This window comes from Pseudescherichia sp., assembly GCF_031998825.1.
Classification (GTDB): domain Bacteria; phylum Pseudomonadota; class Gammaproteobacteria; order Enterobacterales; family Enterobacteriaceae; genus Pseudescherichia.
Window position 1 is genome coordinate 134,817 of record NZ_DAMACX010000003.1, and the last position, 16,672, is coordinate 151,488.

Here is a 16,672-nt window from a genome sequence, read left to right on the forward strand (position 1 = left end):
AGAAAAAGTAGCTCAGGCTTATAGAGAACCGGTCAGCCCTGCTGGCCGGTTTTTTTATTTATTGGCTGGAATGATAGAGATATGGCCGTTCTGTTCCAGAATGGCGTATTTGATATCCGCTAGCTTATCGATCCCCTGGCCGTTACGGGCAAAAGCCATGATATCGTCATAGGAGATGTCAGCCTGTTTCATCTTCTTCTCAAGCAGTCGTCCATTCTCCACGAGGATCACCGGCGTGCCGTCGATGGTCGCTTCAACACCCGGCAGATACCGCTTCAGGTAACCAAACAGCATATCCACTACCACCAGCGTAATAATGGTAAGCGCAGCGCCGGTAACGGAAAAGTCATTGCCCAGCAGCGCCTGCTGCGTCGCCTCGCTGATAATCAGCAGCAGGATCAGATCGAATGAAGTCATCTGCATCAGCGCCCGCCGTCCAGCAATCTTAAACACCACCATTAACACCAGGTAGATAGCCAACGCTCTGAGAACCATTTCCATATTGCGCTCCTAAGGATAGGTAAACTGCCAGAAAGAGAGGGCCGGGCCGTTGTTGATGGTGACGGTGCTCGTGCTGCTGCCGGGCTGCTGTGGAAGCAGGCCCAGCCACACTTTTCCGCCGGAGGGCAGGTTGCTACGTTTGTACTCCAGTACCAGACTGCTGCCCTCGCTCCAGGTTTTATCCGGCTGCGGCTGGAGCGTAGCGATCTTAAACGCCTGCATAAAGTCACCGCCGAGAGTAAGAGTAAGGGTGTCGCCAGCGGCTGCCGTAGTTGAAATCTCCATATCGACATCGCTCTGCTGGCGATTAAACCGCTCATAGCTCAGGGTCAGCGTATTGTCGGCGCTGCTGCGTTCAACGTGGCTAAAGTGGCCCCGGGAGAAGAGACCGCTTAGGGCGGCCAGCACAATGAAAAGCAGCACAAAAAAGCCGATACGGCGTATGTTGGCTTCGAAGCTTAACCAGACATGCTTCTCCCGCACCGGAGGCGGATTCTGATCGGGCGGGGACGTTTTACGCATAGGGCCTTCCTGTTGAGGTTACGCCTGCGGCTCTTCTTTAATACCCATCGCCATGACCTGCGCCGGATCGAACAGCGACAGGCTCTCAACCTCATCCAGCAGGATGACCTTGCGAAAATCCAGCGCCGACTGCGGCTCGGTGTCGAGGTTAATATTATGCTTGGCATACCAGGCGCTATAGTTGTTCTCAATATTGAGCTGGTGGGAGTGACGGTCCCGGTGGCCGCTCAGCATCGGGATCAGCTCAATATTTCTGACTTCGGTATCGTCAAGCGTTGCGCCATGGATCATACCGATATAGACCCGCTGCGACTTCAACGTGATCCACGCCAGCTGGCCTGTCTCCATACACTGATAGAGCAGCCCCTCGACGCCGTTGCCACGCGTCAGAAACTTATACAGCTGGCGACGGCTGTTGCTGTCGAGGCGAGCGCTGCCCGCCCAGTTGGAGCGGTAAAGGCAAAAGAGCGTGGCAAAGGCCAGCATGATCACTACCGGCGCCTGGATGCCGAGGAAGCTCCAGTTCATGAAGGTCACCTGTAGACGGTGCTCTTCATAACCAAACCACTGCGGCAGCGCATCCATGCCCATGGATGAGAACAGCAGCAGCAGCCATACCAGCGCGGTAGCAATGATCCCCTGTAGCATAAAGATGCAGCCGTAAAGGGCCACCAGAAAGTAGACGTCCCAGCCAAAGGAGCGCCGCAGTTTGAAACGGGTCGAGAGATCGCGGCTGGTGTACCAGTAGCCGGAAACCATCAATACCATAAATATTGCTGTCGCCATTTTATGCCCTCTTTAGCGCATCGACATGGCGGATAAAATCCTCCTTCACGGCCTGGCTGCGTACGTTAACCCGCGCCCTGCCGTCCTCATCAATAATGATCCGCTCTCCGTCGTCGATAGATTCCTGAACGTCACGGTGATCGGTTACCTGGAGCAGCTTTTCCGGACTGGTGAATAGATAGCGTAGAATTCTCACAATGAATAACCTCCTGTGTCAGTAACAGTATAGATGCCCTACGGGGGAGGTTTAAAAGTAGCGAGATGTAACGGCAGGTGGCATATTTTACAAATTGATTCAAAGGAGGAGGGTTTATGCACGCTTATGTTCATCTGGGGATCGCCATTGTGGCAGAGGTGATTGGCACAACGCTGATGCGCTATTCGGAGGGGTTCACCAAACTCTGGCCGACGGCGGCAACGCTGGGCTGCTATGCGGTAGCGTTCTGGTTTCTGTCCCAGACGATACAGTACATTCCTACCGGCATTGCCTATGCCATCTGGTCCGGAGTCGGTATTGTACTGATTAGTGCCGCAGGGTGGATCTTCAGCGGCCAGAAGCTGGACCTGCCCGCCATTGGCGGGATGGCGCTAATTTGTGCCGGAGTACTGGTCATCAACCTTTTTTCTAAAAGCGTTACGCACTAAAGTGTGAGCTAGCGCGGCCTGAGCGCTCGATCTCAGGGTGGTTTTAGCTATAGTTAAGTTTTGCCGCCGACATATGCCATGGAGAGGAGTATGTACTCATTTGTTGCGAGACAACCCATTTTTGACAAAAACATGGCGACCGTTGGCTGGGAGCTGCTGTTTCGTGACGGGCTGACCAACCGGTTTCCAGACGTCTCGTCTGAGTATGCGACCCGGCAAATTATCTCCGATCTCTTCTTCTCTACGCCGCTGCCGTCGCTGGTGGGCAAGCACACCTGCTACATCAACTTTCCCGGCGAGATGATTGTGCAGGGCTTCGCCGATGCGCTGCCTCATGACAAGGTAGTGATTGAGATCCTCGAGACGGCGACGCCGGATGACGCTCTGCTGGCCGCCGTGCGGCGCCTCTATGCTGGCGGCTTCCAGATCGCCCTCGACGACTTTGCTCTCAAAAGCGAGTGGGAACGCTTTTTTCCCTACATCAGCATTGTTAAATTTGATATCCGGGCGCAACGTTTTGAAGAGATAGCGCGCTATATCACACAAAACCGCGATCGCCTGGGCAAAGTTACCCTGCTGGCCGAAAAGGTCGAGACTCAGGAGGAGTTCGATCAATACAGAGAGTTTGGCTTCGATCTCTTTCAGGGCTACTTCTACAGCAAGCCCGAGGTGCTGCAAAACAGGCGGCTATCGCAGAATAAGGTTTTGCAGATACAGCTTATCGCTGAGGTCAACGCAGAGAATCCTGACCTGGCAAAAATCGAAAACTATCTGAAGAGCGACATTAGCCTCTCCTACACCTTGATGCGCTACGCCCGCAACGTGGTCTATAACACCCGCGGCATTGAGATGGTGAAGAACAGCACCCTCAAGGATACGCTGCTCTATCTTGGCTTTAACGAGCTGCGCCGTTTTGTTTCGATCTCCTGTCTGACCAGCATCGCCAACGTGAAAACCACCGAGCTATACCATATGAGCCTGGTGCGGGGCATGTTCTGCGAGCTGCTTGCCAAAGCGGCGGGGCGAGAGTCGCTCTCCCATGACGCTTTCTTCTGCGGTCTGTTTTCACTGCTGGATGCTATTCTCGGCATCGCGCTGGAGGATCTGGTTAAGCAGATCGCGCTGTCGGAGCGGGTAATGCAAGCCCTGACCGAGGATGAGGGGGTACTCTATCCGTTCCTGGATCTGGCCCGCCTCTATGAACAGCAGCGCTGGGAAGAGGTTAACAGGGTAGCAAAAAGCCTCGGCCTGACGCCTGAAACGGTGATAGAGACCATGAAGCGCGCCACCGCTTGGGCGGATAATATCGCCTTCTGAGCACTACTTTTTCGCTTTCGGTTGGATATCCATCAGCTGCTCCGGCGTCACCGCCGGGTAGCCCTGGGCATCGTCCGGTACGTCCTGCAACGACGAGATAGGCAGCAGCGGGCCAAGGAAGCGCGGCTCGCGTTTGAAGATATAGAGATCCGCCAGCGCGCCAAGGCGAGCGCCAAACTCCCGTACCCGCACGGTCAGCATATCTTTCGGCGAGGGCACGGCGTAGCACTGGGCCTGTATGCCCCGATGCAGGGCAATGAACAGCGCACGCTCGCAGTGGAAACGCTGGGTGATGATAATAAAGTCGTTGGCGTCGAAGACCTTACGCGTACGCACAATGGAGTCCAGGGTGCGAAAGCCCGCGTAATCGAGCACGATATCCTGCGGGTCAACCCCGGCGGCAATCAGATCCTTACGCATGGTTACCGGCTCGTTATAGCTCTGCAGGGCATTGTCGCCGCTCAGCAGCAGGTAGTTCACCTTGCCGCTGTTGTAGGCGTTCAGCGCTCCCTGAATGCGGTAACGATAGTACTGATTAATGACGCCGGTGCGGTAATACTTGGCGGTACCCAGTACGACCCCAACCTGGCGGTAGGGCAGATCTTGCAAATCGTCGTAGATCCACGGCGAGGTTTTCCAGCTCATCCAGCGGTCGAGACCAAGCGCGGTTAACAGCAGCAAGCCGATGATGACTAACAGGCTGTATAACAAACGCTTTAACATGCAGATAGCTCGATGCAGAGATGAAATTTCATTCAGGCTACTGTACCCGCAGAGGAAGCGCAAGAATCAGCGATTCAACTGCGGGGATTTTCATCACAATCATTTCATTGTGTTATTGCCGCCAGCTCAGGCTGGCAGTGCCACACGCTCAACGTAGCGGCAGCCCAGCGCTCTCAGCGTGGCGGAGGTCGCGTCCCACTGGGTGAGTGGCGCGTCCGGGCGCTCGGCCAGAACGGCACGGCGCATATCCGGATAGTCATAGCCGTTCAGGCTCAGCAGATTGAGCGCCCCCTGTAACGGCGGCAGGGACGGGTTGAAAGCCGCATTTTCCGCATAGCGCCCGGCGAAAATCTGCCCGTTGCTCAACTCGATGGCGACGCCGGAGGGGGCGTTGCTGTAAGGCGCGTGGCTCTGGTTGGCGGCGGTGATGGCCGCTTTGACCAGCGCCTCTCCCTCTACCGGGAAGGCGTGATCCTCGTCATCCATCAGCAGGGTATTAATCTCAAGATCTTTGGGACCAAAGGCGTCGGGCAGGTAATCCGCCAGCGTATGCGGATCGCGGCCGGGGAGAGCAATACGCAGGTCGAGGCCGCTGTTCAGCTCGTTCATAAACTGGCGGCAGTGGCCGCAGGGGGTGTAGTTAACGGTGATGGCGACCAGGGATTTTTCGCCCCGCAGCCAGGCATGGCTGATGGCGCTCTGCTCGGCGTGAACGGTCTGCTGCATGGTGGAGCCAAGAAACTCCATGTTGCCGCCGAAGTACCACGTGCCGCTCACCCCGCGGGCGATAGCGCCGACGTTAAAATGCGAGAGATCGGCCCGGGCGCAGGCGGCAGCCAGCGGCAGGAGCGCAAAGGCCAGCGCGTCTTCATCCAGCCCCGTGGCGCTTGTCAGCGCCTTCACCTGCTCTGCGCTCAGCATGGCGGGAAAATGGTCATCCGCAAGAAGGGGTGCTAAAGCAGATTGCAGATCCTCCGCAAGGGTAGCGAAAGCCGAGTGAAAACGTGAATGCATGGCGTTGCCTCATAGCAGTGTAATGGGAGCCCAGTGTAAAGAGCGCGAGGCTCTTTATATGTGATTTAAATCACACTGTATATGCAACTTATGAAATTCAAATTAAAAATGCGCGACGCATCGCAAATTTTAGCCCACCAGTGCGAGGATCAGCGGAAAGAGCAGGGGAGCAATCAGCGAGGTGATAATCCCGCAGAGCACGAGCGCCAGCGAACTGAATGCGCCCTCCTGATAATCCAGCTCTGCGCAGCGTGCCGTGCCCAGCGCGTGAGACGCGGTACCCATCGCCAGGCCGCGCGCCGCTTTGGTTCGAATGCGCATTAGATTCAGCAGGGTATGGCCAAATACCGCGCCAAGAATACCTACGAAGATCACGCAGACCGCGCTGATAGCCGGAATGCCGCCGATGCTGCCGCCTACCGCCATGGCAATTGGCGTGGTAACCGACTTTGGCAGTACCGAGGCGGCGATCTCCGGTGTGGCGCCCATCAGCAGGGCAATAGTAGTGCCAGTTACCATCGCCACCACGCTGCCGATAAAGCAGATGGAGATAATCGATTTCCAGCGGGCACGGATCTGATGCAGCTGCTCATACAGCGGGTAGGCCAGCGCCACCACCGCGGGCTGGAGCAGATCGTTAAGAATTTTGCTCCCGGCGAAATAGCGCTCATAGGGGATGCCGGTCAGCAGCAGGAAGGGGATCAGCACCACCATCGCCACCAGCAGCGGGTTGAGCAGCGGCATCTTAAAACGCGCCGCCAGCTTGCGGGCCGCAAAGAAGACCGCCAGGGTCAGCGGCAGCGACCACCAGATATTTTCCATCACGGTTTGGCTCCTTTATCACCCGTCACCTTGCGCTCGCCGTGCACCAGGTGCGAGCTCCAGCTCACCACCAGGAAGACCACAAGCGTGCTGATGGCGCAGGAGACCACCACGGGGCCAAACTGCGCCCGCAGCACGTCGTAGTACTGCATCACGCCCACGCCGATAGGCACAAACAGCAGCGCCATATAGCGGATCAGCACGTAGCAGCCGGGGTTAACCCACTTTGCCGGCAGGATTTGCAGCGCCAGCAGGAAGAACATGATCAGCATGCCGATGATGCTGCCGGGAATGGTGATGGGCAGCAGGGCGGAGATAGCGATCCCGGCGTACAGGCAGGCATAGATCAGCGCGAAAGCACGAAGATACTGCCAGACAATGGTTAACGATTTGGACATGGTGAAAGCCTCTGATGAAACGCATTCATCATACAATTGATTCGATAACTGTGCTATCGATCACATCATGAAATGTGAGCATACCAAATATTCCCAAATGGAACGTCAGGCATTCATACAAGATTAGGCGGAAACCGGGCGATAAAGCCCCTTTCACCCATGCGCCAGAGGCGCTACCATACGCGCCTCTTTTCTGACGGGTAACGTTATGCGTGTATTACTGGCACCGATGGAAGGCGTGCTCGATTCGCTGGTGCGCGAGCTGCTGACCGGGGTAAATGATTACGATCTCTGCATCACCGAATTTCTGCGCGTGGTCGATCAGCTGCTGCCGGTAAAGTCGTTCTATAAAATCTGTCCGGAGCTGCATCGCCAGAGCCGCACGCGCAACGGCACGCCGGTGCGCATCCAACTGCTGGGTCAGTATCCGCAGTGGCTGGCGGAGAACGCCGCCCGTGCCGTGGAGCTTGGCTCGTACGGAGTCGATCTCAACTGCGGCTGTCCGTCAAAGCTGGTGAACGGCAGCGGCGGCGGGGCGACGCTGCTCAAAGATCCTGAGCTTATCTACCGCGGCGCGAAAGCGATGCGTGAGGCGGTGCCCGCCTCGCTGCCGGTGACCGTAAAAATACGCCTCGGCTGGGACAGCGGTGCGCGGCAGTTTGAAATTGCCGATGCCGTACAGCAGGCGGGGGCGACCGAGCTGGTGGTCCACGGCCGCACCAAAGAGGATGGCTATAAAGCGGAGCGCATCAACTGGCAGGCGATCGGCGAGATCCGTAAGCGGCTGACCATCCCGGTGATTGCCAACGGTGAGATCTGGGACTGGCAGAGTGCGCAGGATTGCCTGGCGGCGACCGGCTGTGACGCGGTGATGATTGGCCGCGGTGCGCTGAACGTGCCTAACCTCAGCCGGGTGATCAAATATAACGCGCCGCGTATGCCCTGGCCGGAGGTGGTTGGCCTGCTCCAGCAGTATAGCCAGCTTGAGAAGCAGGGCGATACCGGGATGTATCACGTAGCACGCATCAAGCAGTGGCTGGGCTATTTACGCAAGGAGTATGCGGAAGCCGACGGCCTGTTTAGCCAGATCCGTACCCTGAAGCGGTCGGCGGAGATCGCGATGGCCATCGAGGCTGCCGCTAACCATATTCTGCAAGAATAGATTCATCTTATTTCATTGATAAGATGAATGTTTTTCCAGCTGTGTCTTTTTATGACCAGCCGTGTTTTGCCACGCTTACCTAAAAAACCAGATAAAAGTGTGTGTACTCTGCAACGCCCTGGTTTGACAGAGCGTGTCTATGAGTCGTCCCTTTATCATCGCCGCTGCGGCGTGCTTCCCGCTGGTATTGATCCTCAGCGGGTGCGCGCCCATGCATGACGGCGTCGTTCCCCTGAAAGAGCAAGCCCCGGCAGCGGCGGCTAGCAATAGCTTACCTCCGGCGCTGGCCGCGGGCTGGCCACAGAGCCAGTGGTGGCAGGCGTATCACGATCCGCAGCTTAACGCCCTGATTGAACGCGCCCTGGCCCACGCCCCGGATATGCAGGTTGCGGAGCAGCGGATCCACCTCGCCGAAGCGCAGGCCCAGCGCGTCGCCGCCAACGAGGGCCCCGAAGTTGATTTTTCCGCCGACGTCGAGCGGCAGCGCATGTCTGCCGAGGGGTTGATGGGGCCGTTTGCCATAACCGATCCCGCTGCCGGTACCACCGGACCCTGGTATACCAACGGCACTTTCGGCTTAACTGCCGGCTGGGATCTGGATCTGTGGGGCAAAAACCGCGATGAGGTTGCCGCCCGCATTGGCGACGTTCGCGCTCACGAAGCCGAGCGTCAGCAGACGCGACAGCTGCTGGCGACCAGCGTGGCACGCCTCTACTGGCAGTGGCAGACCGAGGCCGCCATCAGTCAGGTGCTGGACGAGATCGAACGTGACCAGCAGACGGTTGTTGCCGCTGACCGCCAGCTTCATCAGGCGGGCATTACTTCTTCCGTGGCAGATGCTGAAAACAGCATCGACAAGGAGAAAACCCGCCAGCAGCAGAGCGAGGCCCGGGGTAAAATGCGGGTGATGGAAGCCCGTCTGATAGCATTGACGAACAGCAGCGCGGCCACGCTGCATCTGGAGCCGGTCGGGCTGCCGAAAGTTGAGGGCAAGATGCCGCCGCAGCTGGGCTACGAGCTGCTGGCCCGTCGCCCGGATCTGCAGGCGGCACACTGGTACATCGAGTCCTCGCTCAGCAGCGTGGAGGCGGCGAAGGCCGCTTTCTACCCGGATCTTAACCTGATGGCGTTTCTTCAGCAGGATGCCCTGCATCTGAGCGATCTCTTCCGCCACTCTGCGCAGCAGATGGGCGTCACCGGCGGGCTGACGCTGCCGATTTTCGACAGTGGGCGGCTGAATGCCAGCCTGAACATTGCCGAAGAGGAGCATAACCTCTCCGTTGCCAGCTACAACAAGGCGGTGGTAGACGCGGTCAACGAGGTAGAGAAAGCGGCAGTGCAGGTTGAGACGCTGGCGGACGAGAATCTACGCCAGCAGCAGATCGAGCAGGATGCCGGACGCATTGTGGCGTTGGCCGAAGCGCGTTTTAAGGTGGGGATTATTCCCGGCATGCGGGTCAGCCAGAGTCGGCTACCGCTGCTTCAGGAGCAGATTAACGGCATTACTCTGCACGGCCAGTGGCTGGATGCTACGTTGCAACTCACCTCTGCGCTGGGCGGCGGGTATCATCAGAGTTGATATGTTGGCTTGGTTTGCGAGGCGGGACAAACAGGCGTATATTTGAGCTATAAGGCATATACAAATTCATTTAATTGGTGAATACCATGTCAGCCAAAGAAGATAAAGCCAGACATCAGCGTGAGTATCAACAGCGTGTGGAAGCCGTTCGTAACGGCCAGACATCGGGACGTGTGATGCAACAACGCCCTGATGGTATCGTGCCTGCTAAAAGCGGACGTAGCGTCTCTTTTTTCTGAAAGCTACTTCTCATCCCATCTTGCCAGATGAAGTAGTGTTAAAATCAGCTCATCTTAACAGGTGAGCTTTTTTATGGCTAAAATGGTGATACCTCCTGAAAATCAGATGGTTATGCTTAACCGCTGTCTGATTGATAATGCAGATCAGCTTCCCTCTCCTGTCATAACCGTAGGTGGACAGGCCGTTATGTATTGGTATGCCACTTACATGGATTTTTACCCTGAACAGCCAGATATGACGTTTATCACATCAATTGACGTTGACTATGTAGCGAAAAAGGAGGGAGCAGAAGCTATTGCGAAAATATTCAATGTTGATAGCAAATTGCAGGAAATATTTAATCCGCCATCTATCGCTGTATTCAATCTAATAGACAAAGATACTGGAAAAGTAAAAGAGAATTCGCACGGGCAATTTTTGAATGAGCAGCTTAACGAAGCGAATATAGTTGATATTATCGATCGCCCTTCTGGATTCGAACACGATGATTTTGCAGGTGACAAGCTCTTACTCAATACTGAACCTTTTTTGGTTATGCCCGATCGGCAGGGTGCAGCAATGAGCCATGGCTTTGTCAGGGTATTGAACCCTGTGGCATGTATCCTTTCTCGCCTGGCAAACGCAACTGTACCAATGGGGAAAGACAGATTTACTGAAGCGATACGTATTAAAGTATTAGCGCTTCCCGTATTTAACTTTTTGCTGGAAAAATTGCAAACTTTACCTTTTAAGGAAGCAAGGAAATATGTGGACTATTTTATTACGATAATATGGCGTCGCGAATTTCGGCGTTTTCAAGTTGAGCACAGCATACCGCTGTATGTCATTGTTGCACAGTTGGTAAAAGAACTTGCTGAGTCGTCAGGTGATTATGTATTGCCCCAGTTTTACCTAAATGAGCTGCCGCGAAAGGTTATGTTTCTTGAAAAAGAGTATCATCGCTATCAAAAATTAATGGCTCGTACTAATTAGAATGAACTCTTCGATTAACTATAACTCTTCTGAATGCCCCCTTGCGGGGGCCATGTTCAGGCGAACAGCTTAGAAAATCATCTTAAACACGCCGGTTACCACCAACAGCCCAATCAGAAAAATAATCAAAATAGCCCAAAGTAAAATTTTCATCGTCCTGTCCTTTTGTTGTGACGTCTTGCTGATACCTCTGAAAGCATAGGCAATTATCTGCCGTTTTGCCTGGTCGAAGGAGAAAATGGCCTGCATCCTTGCGATAGCTGGGAACTCTCTATACTTACTGTTCAGCTTTTTCGCGTTCTCCCCTTATCACTTCTTTTATGGAGGTTCTTATGGGCACGACCAACAAGGTTGCCATCGTCACGGCATCGGATTCAGGCATCGGCAAGCAGTGCGCGCTGGTGCTGGCTAAGCAGGGGTATGATATTGGTATCACCTGGCACTCGGACGACGAGGGGGCAAAAGCCACCGCCGAGGCCGTCAGCGCGCTGGGCCGCCGCGCCGAAACCGTACAGCTCGACCTGAGCAACCTGCCCGACGGCGCGCAGGCCATCCAGACCCTGATCGACAAATTTGGCCGTATCGACGTGCTGGTTAATAACGCCGGGGCGATGAGCAAGGCGCCGTTTCTGGAGATGGAGTTTAAGGACTGGCGCACCGTCTTTACCGTCGACGTTGACGGCGCGTTTTTGTGCGCGCAGATTGCCGCCAGAAAGATGGTAGAGCAGGGCGAGGGTGGGCGCATTATTAATATCACCTCCGTGCATGAGCACACTCCGCTACCGGATGCCAGCGCCTACACCGCCGCCAAGCACGCCCTCGGCGGCCTGACCAAGTCGATAGCGATGGAGCTGGTGCAGCACAAGATCCTGGTGAACTCGGTAGCGCCTGGGGCGATCGCCACCCCGATGAACGACATGAAGGATGAAGATGTTCAGGAGGGCTCCCTGCCGACCATTCCTCTGACCCGACCGGGCAGAACCCAGGAGATTGCCAGCCTGGTGGGCTGGCTCAGCTCTGAGGATGCCAGCTACACCACCGGCCAGTCGTTTATCGTAGACGGCGGCTTTATGCTGGCCAACCCGCAGTTTAAGCCTCAGTAAGCGCAGGCGGGAGGGGTTACTCTCCCGTCTCCCTGTTTTTTGCCAGCCAGCGTTTAATCACTGCCCGCAGTACAAAGGCGAGAACGATCGCCAGGATCAGCCATATCCAGTGCTTCAGGTGCTGATCGATAGCGTGCAGCCACGGACCCACCACTTCACCGCCCACGTAGCCCAGGGTAGTAAAGATCAGCGCCCAGACGATAGCGCCCACAATATTGAGCGGAAGAAAAACCCTTGGCGGCAGGCCGCTTGAGCCAATCAGCAGCGGGCCGATGATGCGAAAGCCATACATAAAGCGGGTACCGATCACGAACAGCCAGGGACGTTTGTTGATCAACCGCTGAGCGCGATCGATCTTATCCTGATGGCGCGAGAAGTGACGCAGCACGCGGTCCCCCAGACGGCGGCCAAGCAGGTAGAGCAGCTGATCGCCAATCATCCCGCCCAGCGCCACCGCCGCGACCACCAGCCAGAAGCGCAGCAGGCCCTGGTGCGCCGCCACGCCGCCGAGCAGGGTGATGGTTTCACCTTCTGCCACGCTGCCAACCACCAGCGCGGCGTAGCCGTAGTGCGCAATCAGGCTGTTGATATCCATGCGTATTACTCTCCTCCAGAGAAAAAAGGTTGTATAAGCATAGCTCCTGTGAATAGACAGACGGCGGGAGGCCCGGCCCATTAGCCAAAAAATAACCAGAAGTGCATTATACTGAAGACGTAATCATCTGGGCTGACAGCAAGGGGGCGTTATGAACCATGTCTGGGGACTCCTGTCCCATCCCGATCGTGAAATGAAGGTGATCAGAGGCGAAAACGAAACGGTTTCGCACCACTATATCCACCACGTTCTGCTGATGGCGGCGATCCCGGTTGTCTCCGCATTCATCGGTACTACCCAGCTTGGCTGGCACTTTGGCGAAGGTGTCTTCTCGAGGCTGTCGCTCTCCACTGCGCTGTTACTTGGCATCCTCTTCTATGGCCTGATGCTGGCCGGCGTGGCGGTGATGGGGCGGGTTATCTACTGGATGGCGCGTAACATACCCCAGCGGCCATCGCTGGCGCGCTGCATGGTCTTTGCCGGCTACGTTGCGACGCCGCTCTTCTTAAGCGGTCTGGTGGCGCTCTACCCGCTGGTGTGGCTTTGCGCGCTGGTAGGTACGGTGGCGCTGTTCTATACCGGCTATCTGCTCTATGTCGGCATCCCGACCTTCCTGAACATTAACCAGGAGGAGGGGCTGAGCTTCTCCAGTTCAACGCTGGCTATCGGCGTGCTGGTGCTGGAAGTGCTGCTGGCCCTGACCGTAATACTCTGGGGCTACGGCTACCGCCTGTTCTGAACCTGCCGCGATCTGCGCGTAACGTTCAGCAAACAATCTTCTCTGGCGACAACGCATGATGGCAGCTATCATGCGTTGGCCAGCTTTTGCCATTTTTTGCCTGCAAAAGCGGTGTGCGTCATCACGCGCGTGAATAATCACCAGAAGTCTCACCATGCTGAAATTTCGAGTTTCCCTGTTAAGCCTTGCCCTGCTGCTGGCCGCACCCGTTGCCCCCCAGGCGCTGGCAAAAACCGCTCCTGCTACCGCCGCGGCGCAGCCTGAGATCGCCTCCGGCAGCGCGATGATTGTCGACCTGCAAACCAATAAAGTGATCTACGCCAGCCATCCGGATCTGGTGCGGCCGATTGCCTCTATCACCAAGCTGATGACGGCGATGGTGGTGCTGGACGCCCGCCTGCCGCTGGACGAGCGTCTGAAGGTCGATATCAGCAAGACGCCGGAGATGCGTGGCATCTACTCCCGTGTGCGTCTGAACAGTGAAATCAGCCGTAAGAATATGCTGCTGCTGGCGTTGATGTCTTCAGAGAACCGCGCCGCCGCCAGCCTCGCCCATCACTATCCGGGCGGCTACGATGCGTTTATTCGGGCGATGAATGCGAAAGCAAAATCCCTGGGCATGGTGAACACCCACTTTGTGGAGCCGACCGGGCTGTCGATCCATAACGTCTCAACCGCGCGCGATTTGACGAAGCTGCTGATTGCCAGCAAGCAGTACCCGCTCATCGGCCAGCTCAGCACCACGCGTGAAGAGATGGCGACCTTCTCCAGTCCGGCCTATACCCTGCCGTTTCGCAATACCAACCACCTGGTCTATCGCGACAACTGGAATATTCAGCTGACCAAAACCGGCTTCACCAATGCGGCCGGACACTGCCTGGTGATGCGTACGGTGATCAATAACAAACCGGTGGCGCTGGTGGTGATGGACGCCTTTGGTAAATATACCCATTTCGCCGATGCCAGCCGTCTGCGGACCTGGATTGAGACCGGCAAAGTTCAGCCTGTCCCAGCTTCGGCGCTGAGCTATAAACGCCAGAAGGCGGCCCAGATGGCGATCAACGCCACCGGCAGCGCGGCGCAAACCGCGCAGAATGATTAATCGTTAGAAGCTACTCCGGCAGCGTCCAGTCTCCATCGTTGAGCGGGCGCTGCATAATGAGCGTATCCCGCCAGTCGCCCTTCTTGTAACCAACGCTGCGTAGCTGTCCCACCACCTCAAAGCCGTGGCTCTTATGCAGGCGCAGAGAGCCTTCGTTTTGATGACCATCACCAATCACCGCCACCATCTGCCGCCAGGGTCCCTCTTCACAGCGGGCGATCAGGGCCTGCATCAGCGCGCTGCCGATCCGCCGTCCGGTCATGGTGGACTCAATATAGATAGAGCATTCAAGGGTATAACGGTAGGCGTGGCGCGGGCGGTAGTGTCCGGCGTAGCAGTAGCCTACGATGATGCCGCGATAGAGCGCCACCAGCCATGGCAGCCCCTCGCCGGTAATTTTCGCTATGCGCTGGCGCATTTCGTCGATGGTCGGAGGCACCTCCTCAAAGGAGGCGCGGCCATGCAGCACGTGCCAGGCGTAGATCGCGGAGATAGCGTGTACGTCGTCCGGCAAGGCGTCGCGGACTTCAACATCGGTTATGGCTAAAACATCAACAGCAGACATCGCTCTGCACTCCTTTACGAATGGGGCAGGTCTACACCTTCGCCCCAGTATTTCTGCTTACTGGTTTTGCCAATGCCGGGGTTCATGCTGTTGGTGGGATCGAGCTCGCGATAGTTGCGCTTCAGGCTCTCCGCCGCCTCATACAGATGCCCGACGTTATGCTCAGCCGGATACTGCGCGCCGCGCTCCTGCAGCAGCGCCAGCATCTGCGCTTTTAGCTCATGGACATCCACGCCTTTTTTGACGATGTAGTCCTGATGGAAAACGTGACAGAAAAAGTGGCCGTAGTAAAGCTTATGCGTCAGTTTGCTGTTGATCGCCTCCGGCAGCGTCTCAAACCACTCGGTATCGTTGCGTCGCAGGGCAATATCCAGGGCCAGAATCTCCTCTACCTCATCGGCATGAACGGCCTGGTAGCGGATCGCCGCCCCCGCTGCCGCGAAGCGGTGCAGAAAGGCTTTGTTACCCTCCTCGGTGGTGCAGGCGAAGAAGCCGCCCTCGGCCTCGGTGAAGTAATCTTTCAACCAGCTCTGGGCTTCGGCAATGCCGTCCCCGGCCATTTTCAGCAGAAGATGATGCTCATACTTATTGCGCCAGCTTTTCATTCGCGGCGGCAGATGCCCAGGAAAAACGCTGCCTACACGCTGCATCAGACGATCGGTAAAGTGGGGCTTAAACAGCGACACTTTCTCCAGCATGGCGTCGGTGCGCCCTTTCAGGGTAAAGAGCAGCGGCATCTTATCGGTGCCGAGCTTGTCGATCATCAGGAAGGTATCTTTGCCATAGCGCTCGGCGATATCGTAGATATCCCGATGCATATACTCCGCCGCCACCGGCAGGTTATCAAAGTTGGCCAGCATATGACGGCGGATCTCCGTCAGCACCTCTGGCTGGTTGGTGCCGATATAGAACACCTGCTGACGCTTGGCGGCCGGGAAGGTATCAAGGCGTACGGCGAAGACCGCCAGCTTGCCTGCGCAGCCGGAGGACTCAAACAGGCGATCCGGATCGGCGTTATAGCGCGCGGGCGTATCGGCCTCGATATCGCGTACCCGCTGCACGTAGTCGCTGTCATGGGCATGGCGGCCGTCGTGGCGCACCTCGGCGTCGGTTACGCGGCGGTCATCAAGCTTGCTGAGGATCTGCTCCGGCGTCTCGCCCAGGTCGATGCCTAAATGATTCACCAGCCGCAGCTGCCCCTGCTCGTCAATACGGGCAAAGAGCGACATCTCGGTGTAGGCCGGGCCGCGCTGCACCAGCGAGCCGCCGGAATTGTTGCACACCCCGCCAATCACCGAGGCCCCGATGCACGAGGAGCCGATCACCGAGTGCGGCTCGCGGCCCAGCGGCTTCAGTGCCTTCTCCAGTGAATAGAGGGTGGTGCCAGGATAAGCCAGCACCTGCTTGCCCTCATCGATCAGCTGGAGCTGATCCAGGCGCAGGGTGCTGATAATCACGATATCGCGATCGTAGTCGTTGCCGCTCGGCGTCGAACCTTCGGTCAGGCCGGTATTCGCCGCCTGCATTAAGATGATCTTATCGTTACGCACGCAGAGGTTGAGCACGTGCCAGAGCTGCAGCAGCGTTTCGGGGAAGACCACCGCCAGCGCCTTGCCCTCACCGGAGCGGAAGCCTTTGCGGTAGCGGGCGGTTTTAGCCGGGTCGGTTAGCAGCTGCGCATGGCCTACCAGCCGGGCAAGTTCGCTGAGAAACTGATTGTTATTTTGTAGGGATACAGCAGACATTTTCCACTCCTTGTGGCAGGGCCAGAATCATCTGATAAAGCATAGCGCGGGAAAATCTATCCCGACGGACTAATCGTCAGAAAAATAAGAGAATAACCCTGCAAGGCGCGCTACGATTATGGCACACTGCGTTTTTTCGCAC

Annotated in this window: 21 protein-coding genes; 9 read left to right on the top strand and 12 right to left on the bottom strand. The window is 56.6% G+C overall.

All coding sequences use genetic code 11. The features are described 5' to 3' along the window. Positions 1-54 precede the first annotated feature (54 nt). The 4 genes from RTP97_RS02550 to RTP97_RS02565 are packed head-to-tail and all read right to left on the bottom strand — an operon-like array spanning position 55 to position 2,008. A complete protein-coding gene (locus tag RTP97_RS02550) occupies positions 55-501 on the bottom strand; it encodes a DUF421 domain-containing protein (protein ID WP_312410570.1) in 447 nt (148 codons plus the stop codon). 9 nt (positions 502-510) lie between these two features. Beyond that, positions 511-1,023: a hypothetical protein gene (locus tag RTP97_RS02555; protein WP_312410572.1), complete on the bottom strand. Its 513-nt coding sequence runs from the start codon at positions 1,021-1,023 to the stop codon at positions 511-513. Positions 1,024-1,041: 18 nt separating this feature from the next. Then, positions 1,042-1,809, bottom strand: a complete 768-nt coding sequence (locus tag RTP97_RS02560) for a hypothetical protein (RefSeq protein ID WP_312213299.1) — start codon at positions 1,807-1,809, stop codon at positions 1,042-1,044. Position 1,810: 1 nt separating this feature from the next. Then, positions 1,811-2,008 carry a hypothetical protein gene (locus tag RTP97_RS02565; RefSeq protein ID WP_042389943.1) on the bottom strand — a complete coding sequence of 66 codons (198 nt, stop codon included), beginning with the start codon at positions 2,006-2,008 and terminating at the stop codon, positions 1,811-1,813. A gap of 113 nt (positions 2,009-2,121) precedes the next feature. Between RTP97_RS02565 and RTP97_RS02570 the strand changes: the two genes are divergently transcribed. Both RTP97_RS02570 and RTP97_RS02575 read left to right on the top strand, forming a co-directional pair. Beyond that, positions 2,122-2,454, top strand: a complete 333-nt coding sequence (locus RTP97_RS02570; protein ID WP_312410575.1) for an EmrE family multidrug efflux SMR transporter — start codon at positions 2,122-2,124, stop codon at positions 2,452-2,454. Positions 2,455-2,544: 90 nt separating this feature from the next. Then, the gene (locus RTP97_RS02575) at positions 2,545-3,771 is read left to right on the top strand and encodes an EAL domain-containing protein (RefSeq protein ID WP_312410577.1); all 1,227 of its coding nucleotides are present in this window, start codon (positions 2,545-2,547) and stop codon (positions 3,769-3,771) included. A 3-nt stretch (positions 3,772-3,774) separates the two neighbouring features. On the opposite strand, the gene sanA is transcribed toward RTP97_RS02575, so the two are convergent. The 4 genes from sanA to RTP97_RS02595 all read right to left on the bottom strand — a co-directional run bounded on the left by sanA (position 3,775) and on the right by RTP97_RS02595 (position 6,728). Further along, a complete protein-coding gene (gene sanA / locus RTP97_RS02580) occupies positions 3,775-4,494 on the bottom strand; it encodes an outer membrane permeability protein SanA (protein ID WP_312410580.1) in 720 nt (239 codons plus the stop codon). A 126-nt stretch (positions 4,495-4,620) separates the two neighbouring features. Next, positions 4,621-5,508, bottom strand: coding sequence for a cytidine deaminase (gene cdd / locus RTP97_RS02585; RefSeq protein ID WP_312410584.1), 888 nt, complete (start codon positions 5,506-5,508; stop codon positions 4,621-4,623). 129 nt (positions 5,509-5,637) lie between these two features. After that, positions 5,638-6,333, bottom strand: a complete 696-nt coding sequence (locus RTP97_RS02590) for a CidB/LrgB family autolysis modulator (RefSeq protein ID WP_312410587.1) — start codon at positions 6,331-6,333, stop codon at positions 5,638-5,640. Further along, a complete protein-coding gene (locus RTP97_RS02595; RefSeq protein WP_312410590.1) occupies positions 6,330-6,728 on the bottom strand; it encodes a CidA/LrgA family protein in 399 nt (132 codons plus the stop codon). Before RTP97_RS02595 ends, RTP97_RS02590 begins: the two co-directional genes overlap by 4 nt. 208 nt (positions 6,729-6,936) lie before the next feature. On the opposite strand from RTP97_RS02595, the gene dusC reads away from it, so the two are divergent. The 4 genes from dusC (at position 6,937) to RTP97_RS02615 (ending at position 10,681) form a co-directional block, all read left to right on the top strand. Further along, complete coding sequence (gene dusC, locus RTP97_RS02600; protein WP_312410593.1) at positions 6,937-7,890, top strand: tRNA dihydrouridine(16) synthase DusC; 954 nt, start codon at positions 6,937-6,939, stop codon at positions 7,888-7,890. A gap of 139 nt (positions 7,891-8,029) precedes the next feature. After that, positions 8,030-9,469, top strand: coding sequence for a multidrug resistance outer membrane protein MdtQ (mdtQ, locus tag RTP97_RS02605; RefSeq protein WP_312410595.1), 1,440 nt, complete (start codon positions 8,030-8,032; stop codon positions 9,467-9,469). A gap of 86 nt (positions 9,470-9,555) precedes the next feature. After that, positions 9,556-9,708 (top strand): hypothetical protein, encoded by a 153-nt coding sequence (locus tag RTP97_RS02610; RefSeq protein WP_312410598.1) that lies wholly within the window; start codon positions 9,556-9,558, stop codon positions 9,706-9,708. 73 nt (positions 9,709-9,781) lie between these two features. Continuing rightward, positions 9,782-10,681 (top strand): hypothetical protein, encoded by a 900-nt coding sequence (locus RTP97_RS02615; RefSeq protein ID WP_312410601.1) that lies wholly within the window; start codon positions 9,782-9,784, stop codon positions 10,679-10,681. Between the two features lie 69 nt (positions 10,682-10,750). Here the strand turns inward: RTP97_RS02615 and yohP are convergent, their stop codons facing one another. Further along, the gene (gene yohP / locus RTP97_RS02620) at positions 10,751-10,930 is read right to left on the bottom strand and encodes a small membrane protein YohP (protein WP_312410603.1); all 180 of its coding nucleotides are present in this window, start codon (positions 10,928-10,930) and stop codon (positions 10,751-10,753) included. An 83-nt stretch (positions 10,931-11,013) separates the two neighbouring features. On the opposite strand from yohP, the gene RTP97_RS02625 reads away from it, so the two are divergent. Next, a complete protein-coding gene (locus RTP97_RS02625; protein WP_312410605.1) occupies positions 11,014-11,784 on the top strand; it encodes an SDR family oxidoreductase in 771 nt (256 codons plus the stop codon). 16 nt (positions 11,785-11,800) lie between these two features. On the opposite strand, the gene RTP97_RS02630 is transcribed toward RTP97_RS02625, so the two are convergent. Further along, entirely contained in the window at positions 11,801-12,379 is a 579-nt protein-coding gene (locus tag RTP97_RS02630) for a DedA family protein (protein WP_312410607.1), read from the bottom strand. A 151-nt stretch (positions 12,380-12,530) separates the two neighbouring features. Here RTP97_RS02630 and RTP97_RS02635 point away from each other — a divergent pair, with 151 nt between their 5' ends. Together RTP97_RS02635 and pbpG are read left to right on the top strand one after the other, a co-directional pair. Then, positions 12,531-13,118 (top strand): Yip1 family protein, encoded by a 588-nt coding sequence (locus RTP97_RS02635; RefSeq protein WP_312410610.1) that lies wholly within the window; start codon positions 12,531-12,533, stop codon positions 13,116-13,118. Positions 13,119-13,272: 154 nt separating this feature from the next. Further along, complete coding sequence (gene pbpG / locus RTP97_RS02640; protein WP_312410613.1) at positions 13,273-14,220, top strand: D-alanyl-D-alanine endopeptidase; 948 nt, start codon at positions 13,273-13,275, stop codon at positions 14,218-14,220. Between the two features lie 10 nt (positions 14,221-14,230). On the opposite strand, the gene RTP97_RS02645 is transcribed toward pbpG, so the two are convergent. Together RTP97_RS02645 and dld are read right to left on the bottom strand one after the other, a co-directional pair. Next, on the bottom strand, positions 14,231-14,785 hold the full coding sequence (locus tag RTP97_RS02645) for an N-acetyltransferase family protein (RefSeq protein ID WP_312229266.1): 555 nt from the start codon (positions 14,783-14,785) through the stop codon (positions 14,231-14,233). 14 nt (positions 14,786-14,799) lie between these two features. Continuing rightward, complete coding sequence (gene dld, locus RTP97_RS02650; protein ID WP_312410616.1) at positions 14,800-16,530, bottom strand: D-lactate dehydrogenase; 1,731 nt, start codon at positions 16,528-16,530, stop codon at positions 14,800-14,802. Between the last annotated feature and the right edge of the window lie 142 nt (positions 16,531-16,672).

What these genes read in the sequence shown, in the direction of transcription:
- RTP97_RS02550 (WP_312410570.1), bottom strand. Translation starts at nt 501, where the DNA reads ATGGAAATGGTTCTCAGAGCGTTGGCTATCTACCTGGTGTTAATGGTG.
- RTP97_RS02555 (WP_312410572.1), bottom strand. Translation starts at nt 1,023, where the DNA reads ATGCGTAAAACGTCCCCGCCCGATCAGAATCCGCCTCCGGTGCGGGAG.
- RTP97_RS02560 (WP_312213299.1), bottom strand. Translation starts at nt 1,809, where the DNA reads ATGGCGACAGCAATATTTATGGTATTGATGGTTTCCGGCTACTGGTAC.
- RTP97_RS02570 (WP_312410575.1), top strand. Translation starts at nt 2,122, where the DNA reads ATGCACGCTTATGTTCATCTGGGGATCGCCATTGTGGCAGAGGTGATT.
- RTP97_RS02575 (WP_312410577.1), top strand. Translation starts at nt 2,545, where the DNA reads ATGTACTCATTTGTTGCGAGACAACCCATTTTTGACAAAAACATGGCG.
- sanA (WP_312410580.1), bottom strand. Translation starts at nt 4,494, where the DNA reads ATGTTAAAGCGTTTGTTATACAGCCTGTTAGTCATCATCGGCTTGCTG.
- cdd (WP_312410584.1), bottom strand. Translation starts at nt 5,508, where the DNA reads ATGCATTCACGTTTTCACTCGGCTTTCGCTACCCTTGCGGAGGATCTG.
- RTP97_RS02595 (WP_312410590.1), bottom strand. Translation starts at nt 6,728, where the DNA reads ATGTCCAAATCGTTAACCATTGTCTGGCAGTATCTTCGTGCTTTCGCG.
- dusC (WP_312410593.1), top strand. Translation starts at nt 6,937, where the DNA reads ATGCGTGTATTACTGGCACCGATGGAAGGCGTGCTCGATTCGCTGGTG.
- mdtQ (WP_312410595.1), top strand. Translation starts at nt 8,030, where the DNA reads ATGAGTCGTCCCTTTATCATCGCCGCTGCGGCGTGCTTCCCGCTGGTA.
- RTP97_RS02610 (WP_312410598.1), top strand. Translation starts at nt 9,556, where the DNA reads ATGTCAGCCAAAGAAGATAAAGCCAGACATCAGCGTGAGTATCAACAG.
- RTP97_RS02615 (WP_312410601.1), top strand. Translation starts at nt 9,782, where the DNA reads ATGGCTAAAATGGTGATACCTCCTGAAAATCAGATGGTTATGCTTAAC.
- yohP (WP_312410603.1), bottom strand. Translation starts at nt 10,930, where the DNA reads ATGCAGGCCATTTTCTCCTTCGACCAGGCAAAACGGCAGATAATTGCC.
- RTP97_RS02625 (WP_312410605.1), top strand. Translation starts at nt 11,014, where the DNA reads ATGGGCACGACCAACAAGGTTGCCATCGTCACGGCATCGGATTCAGGC.
- RTP97_RS02630 (WP_312410607.1), bottom strand. Translation starts at nt 12,379, where the DNA reads ATGGATATCAACAGCCTGATTGCGCACTACGGCTACGCCGCGCTGGTG.
- RTP97_RS02635 (WP_312410610.1), top strand. Translation starts at nt 12,531, where the DNA reads ATGAACCATGTCTGGGGACTCCTGTCCCATCCCGATCGTGAAATGAAG.
- pbpG (WP_312410613.1), top strand. Translation starts at nt 13,273, where the DNA reads ATGCTGAAATTTCGAGTTTCCCTGTTAAGCCTTGCCCTGCTGCTGGCC.
- RTP97_RS02645 (WP_312229266.1), bottom strand. Translation starts at nt 14,785, where the DNA reads ATGTCTGCTGTTGATGTTTTAGCCATAACCGATGTTGAAGTCCGCGAC.
- dld (WP_312410616.1), bottom strand. Translation starts at nt 16,530, where the DNA reads ATGTCTGCTGTATCCCTACAAAATAACAATCAGTTTCTCAGCGAACTT.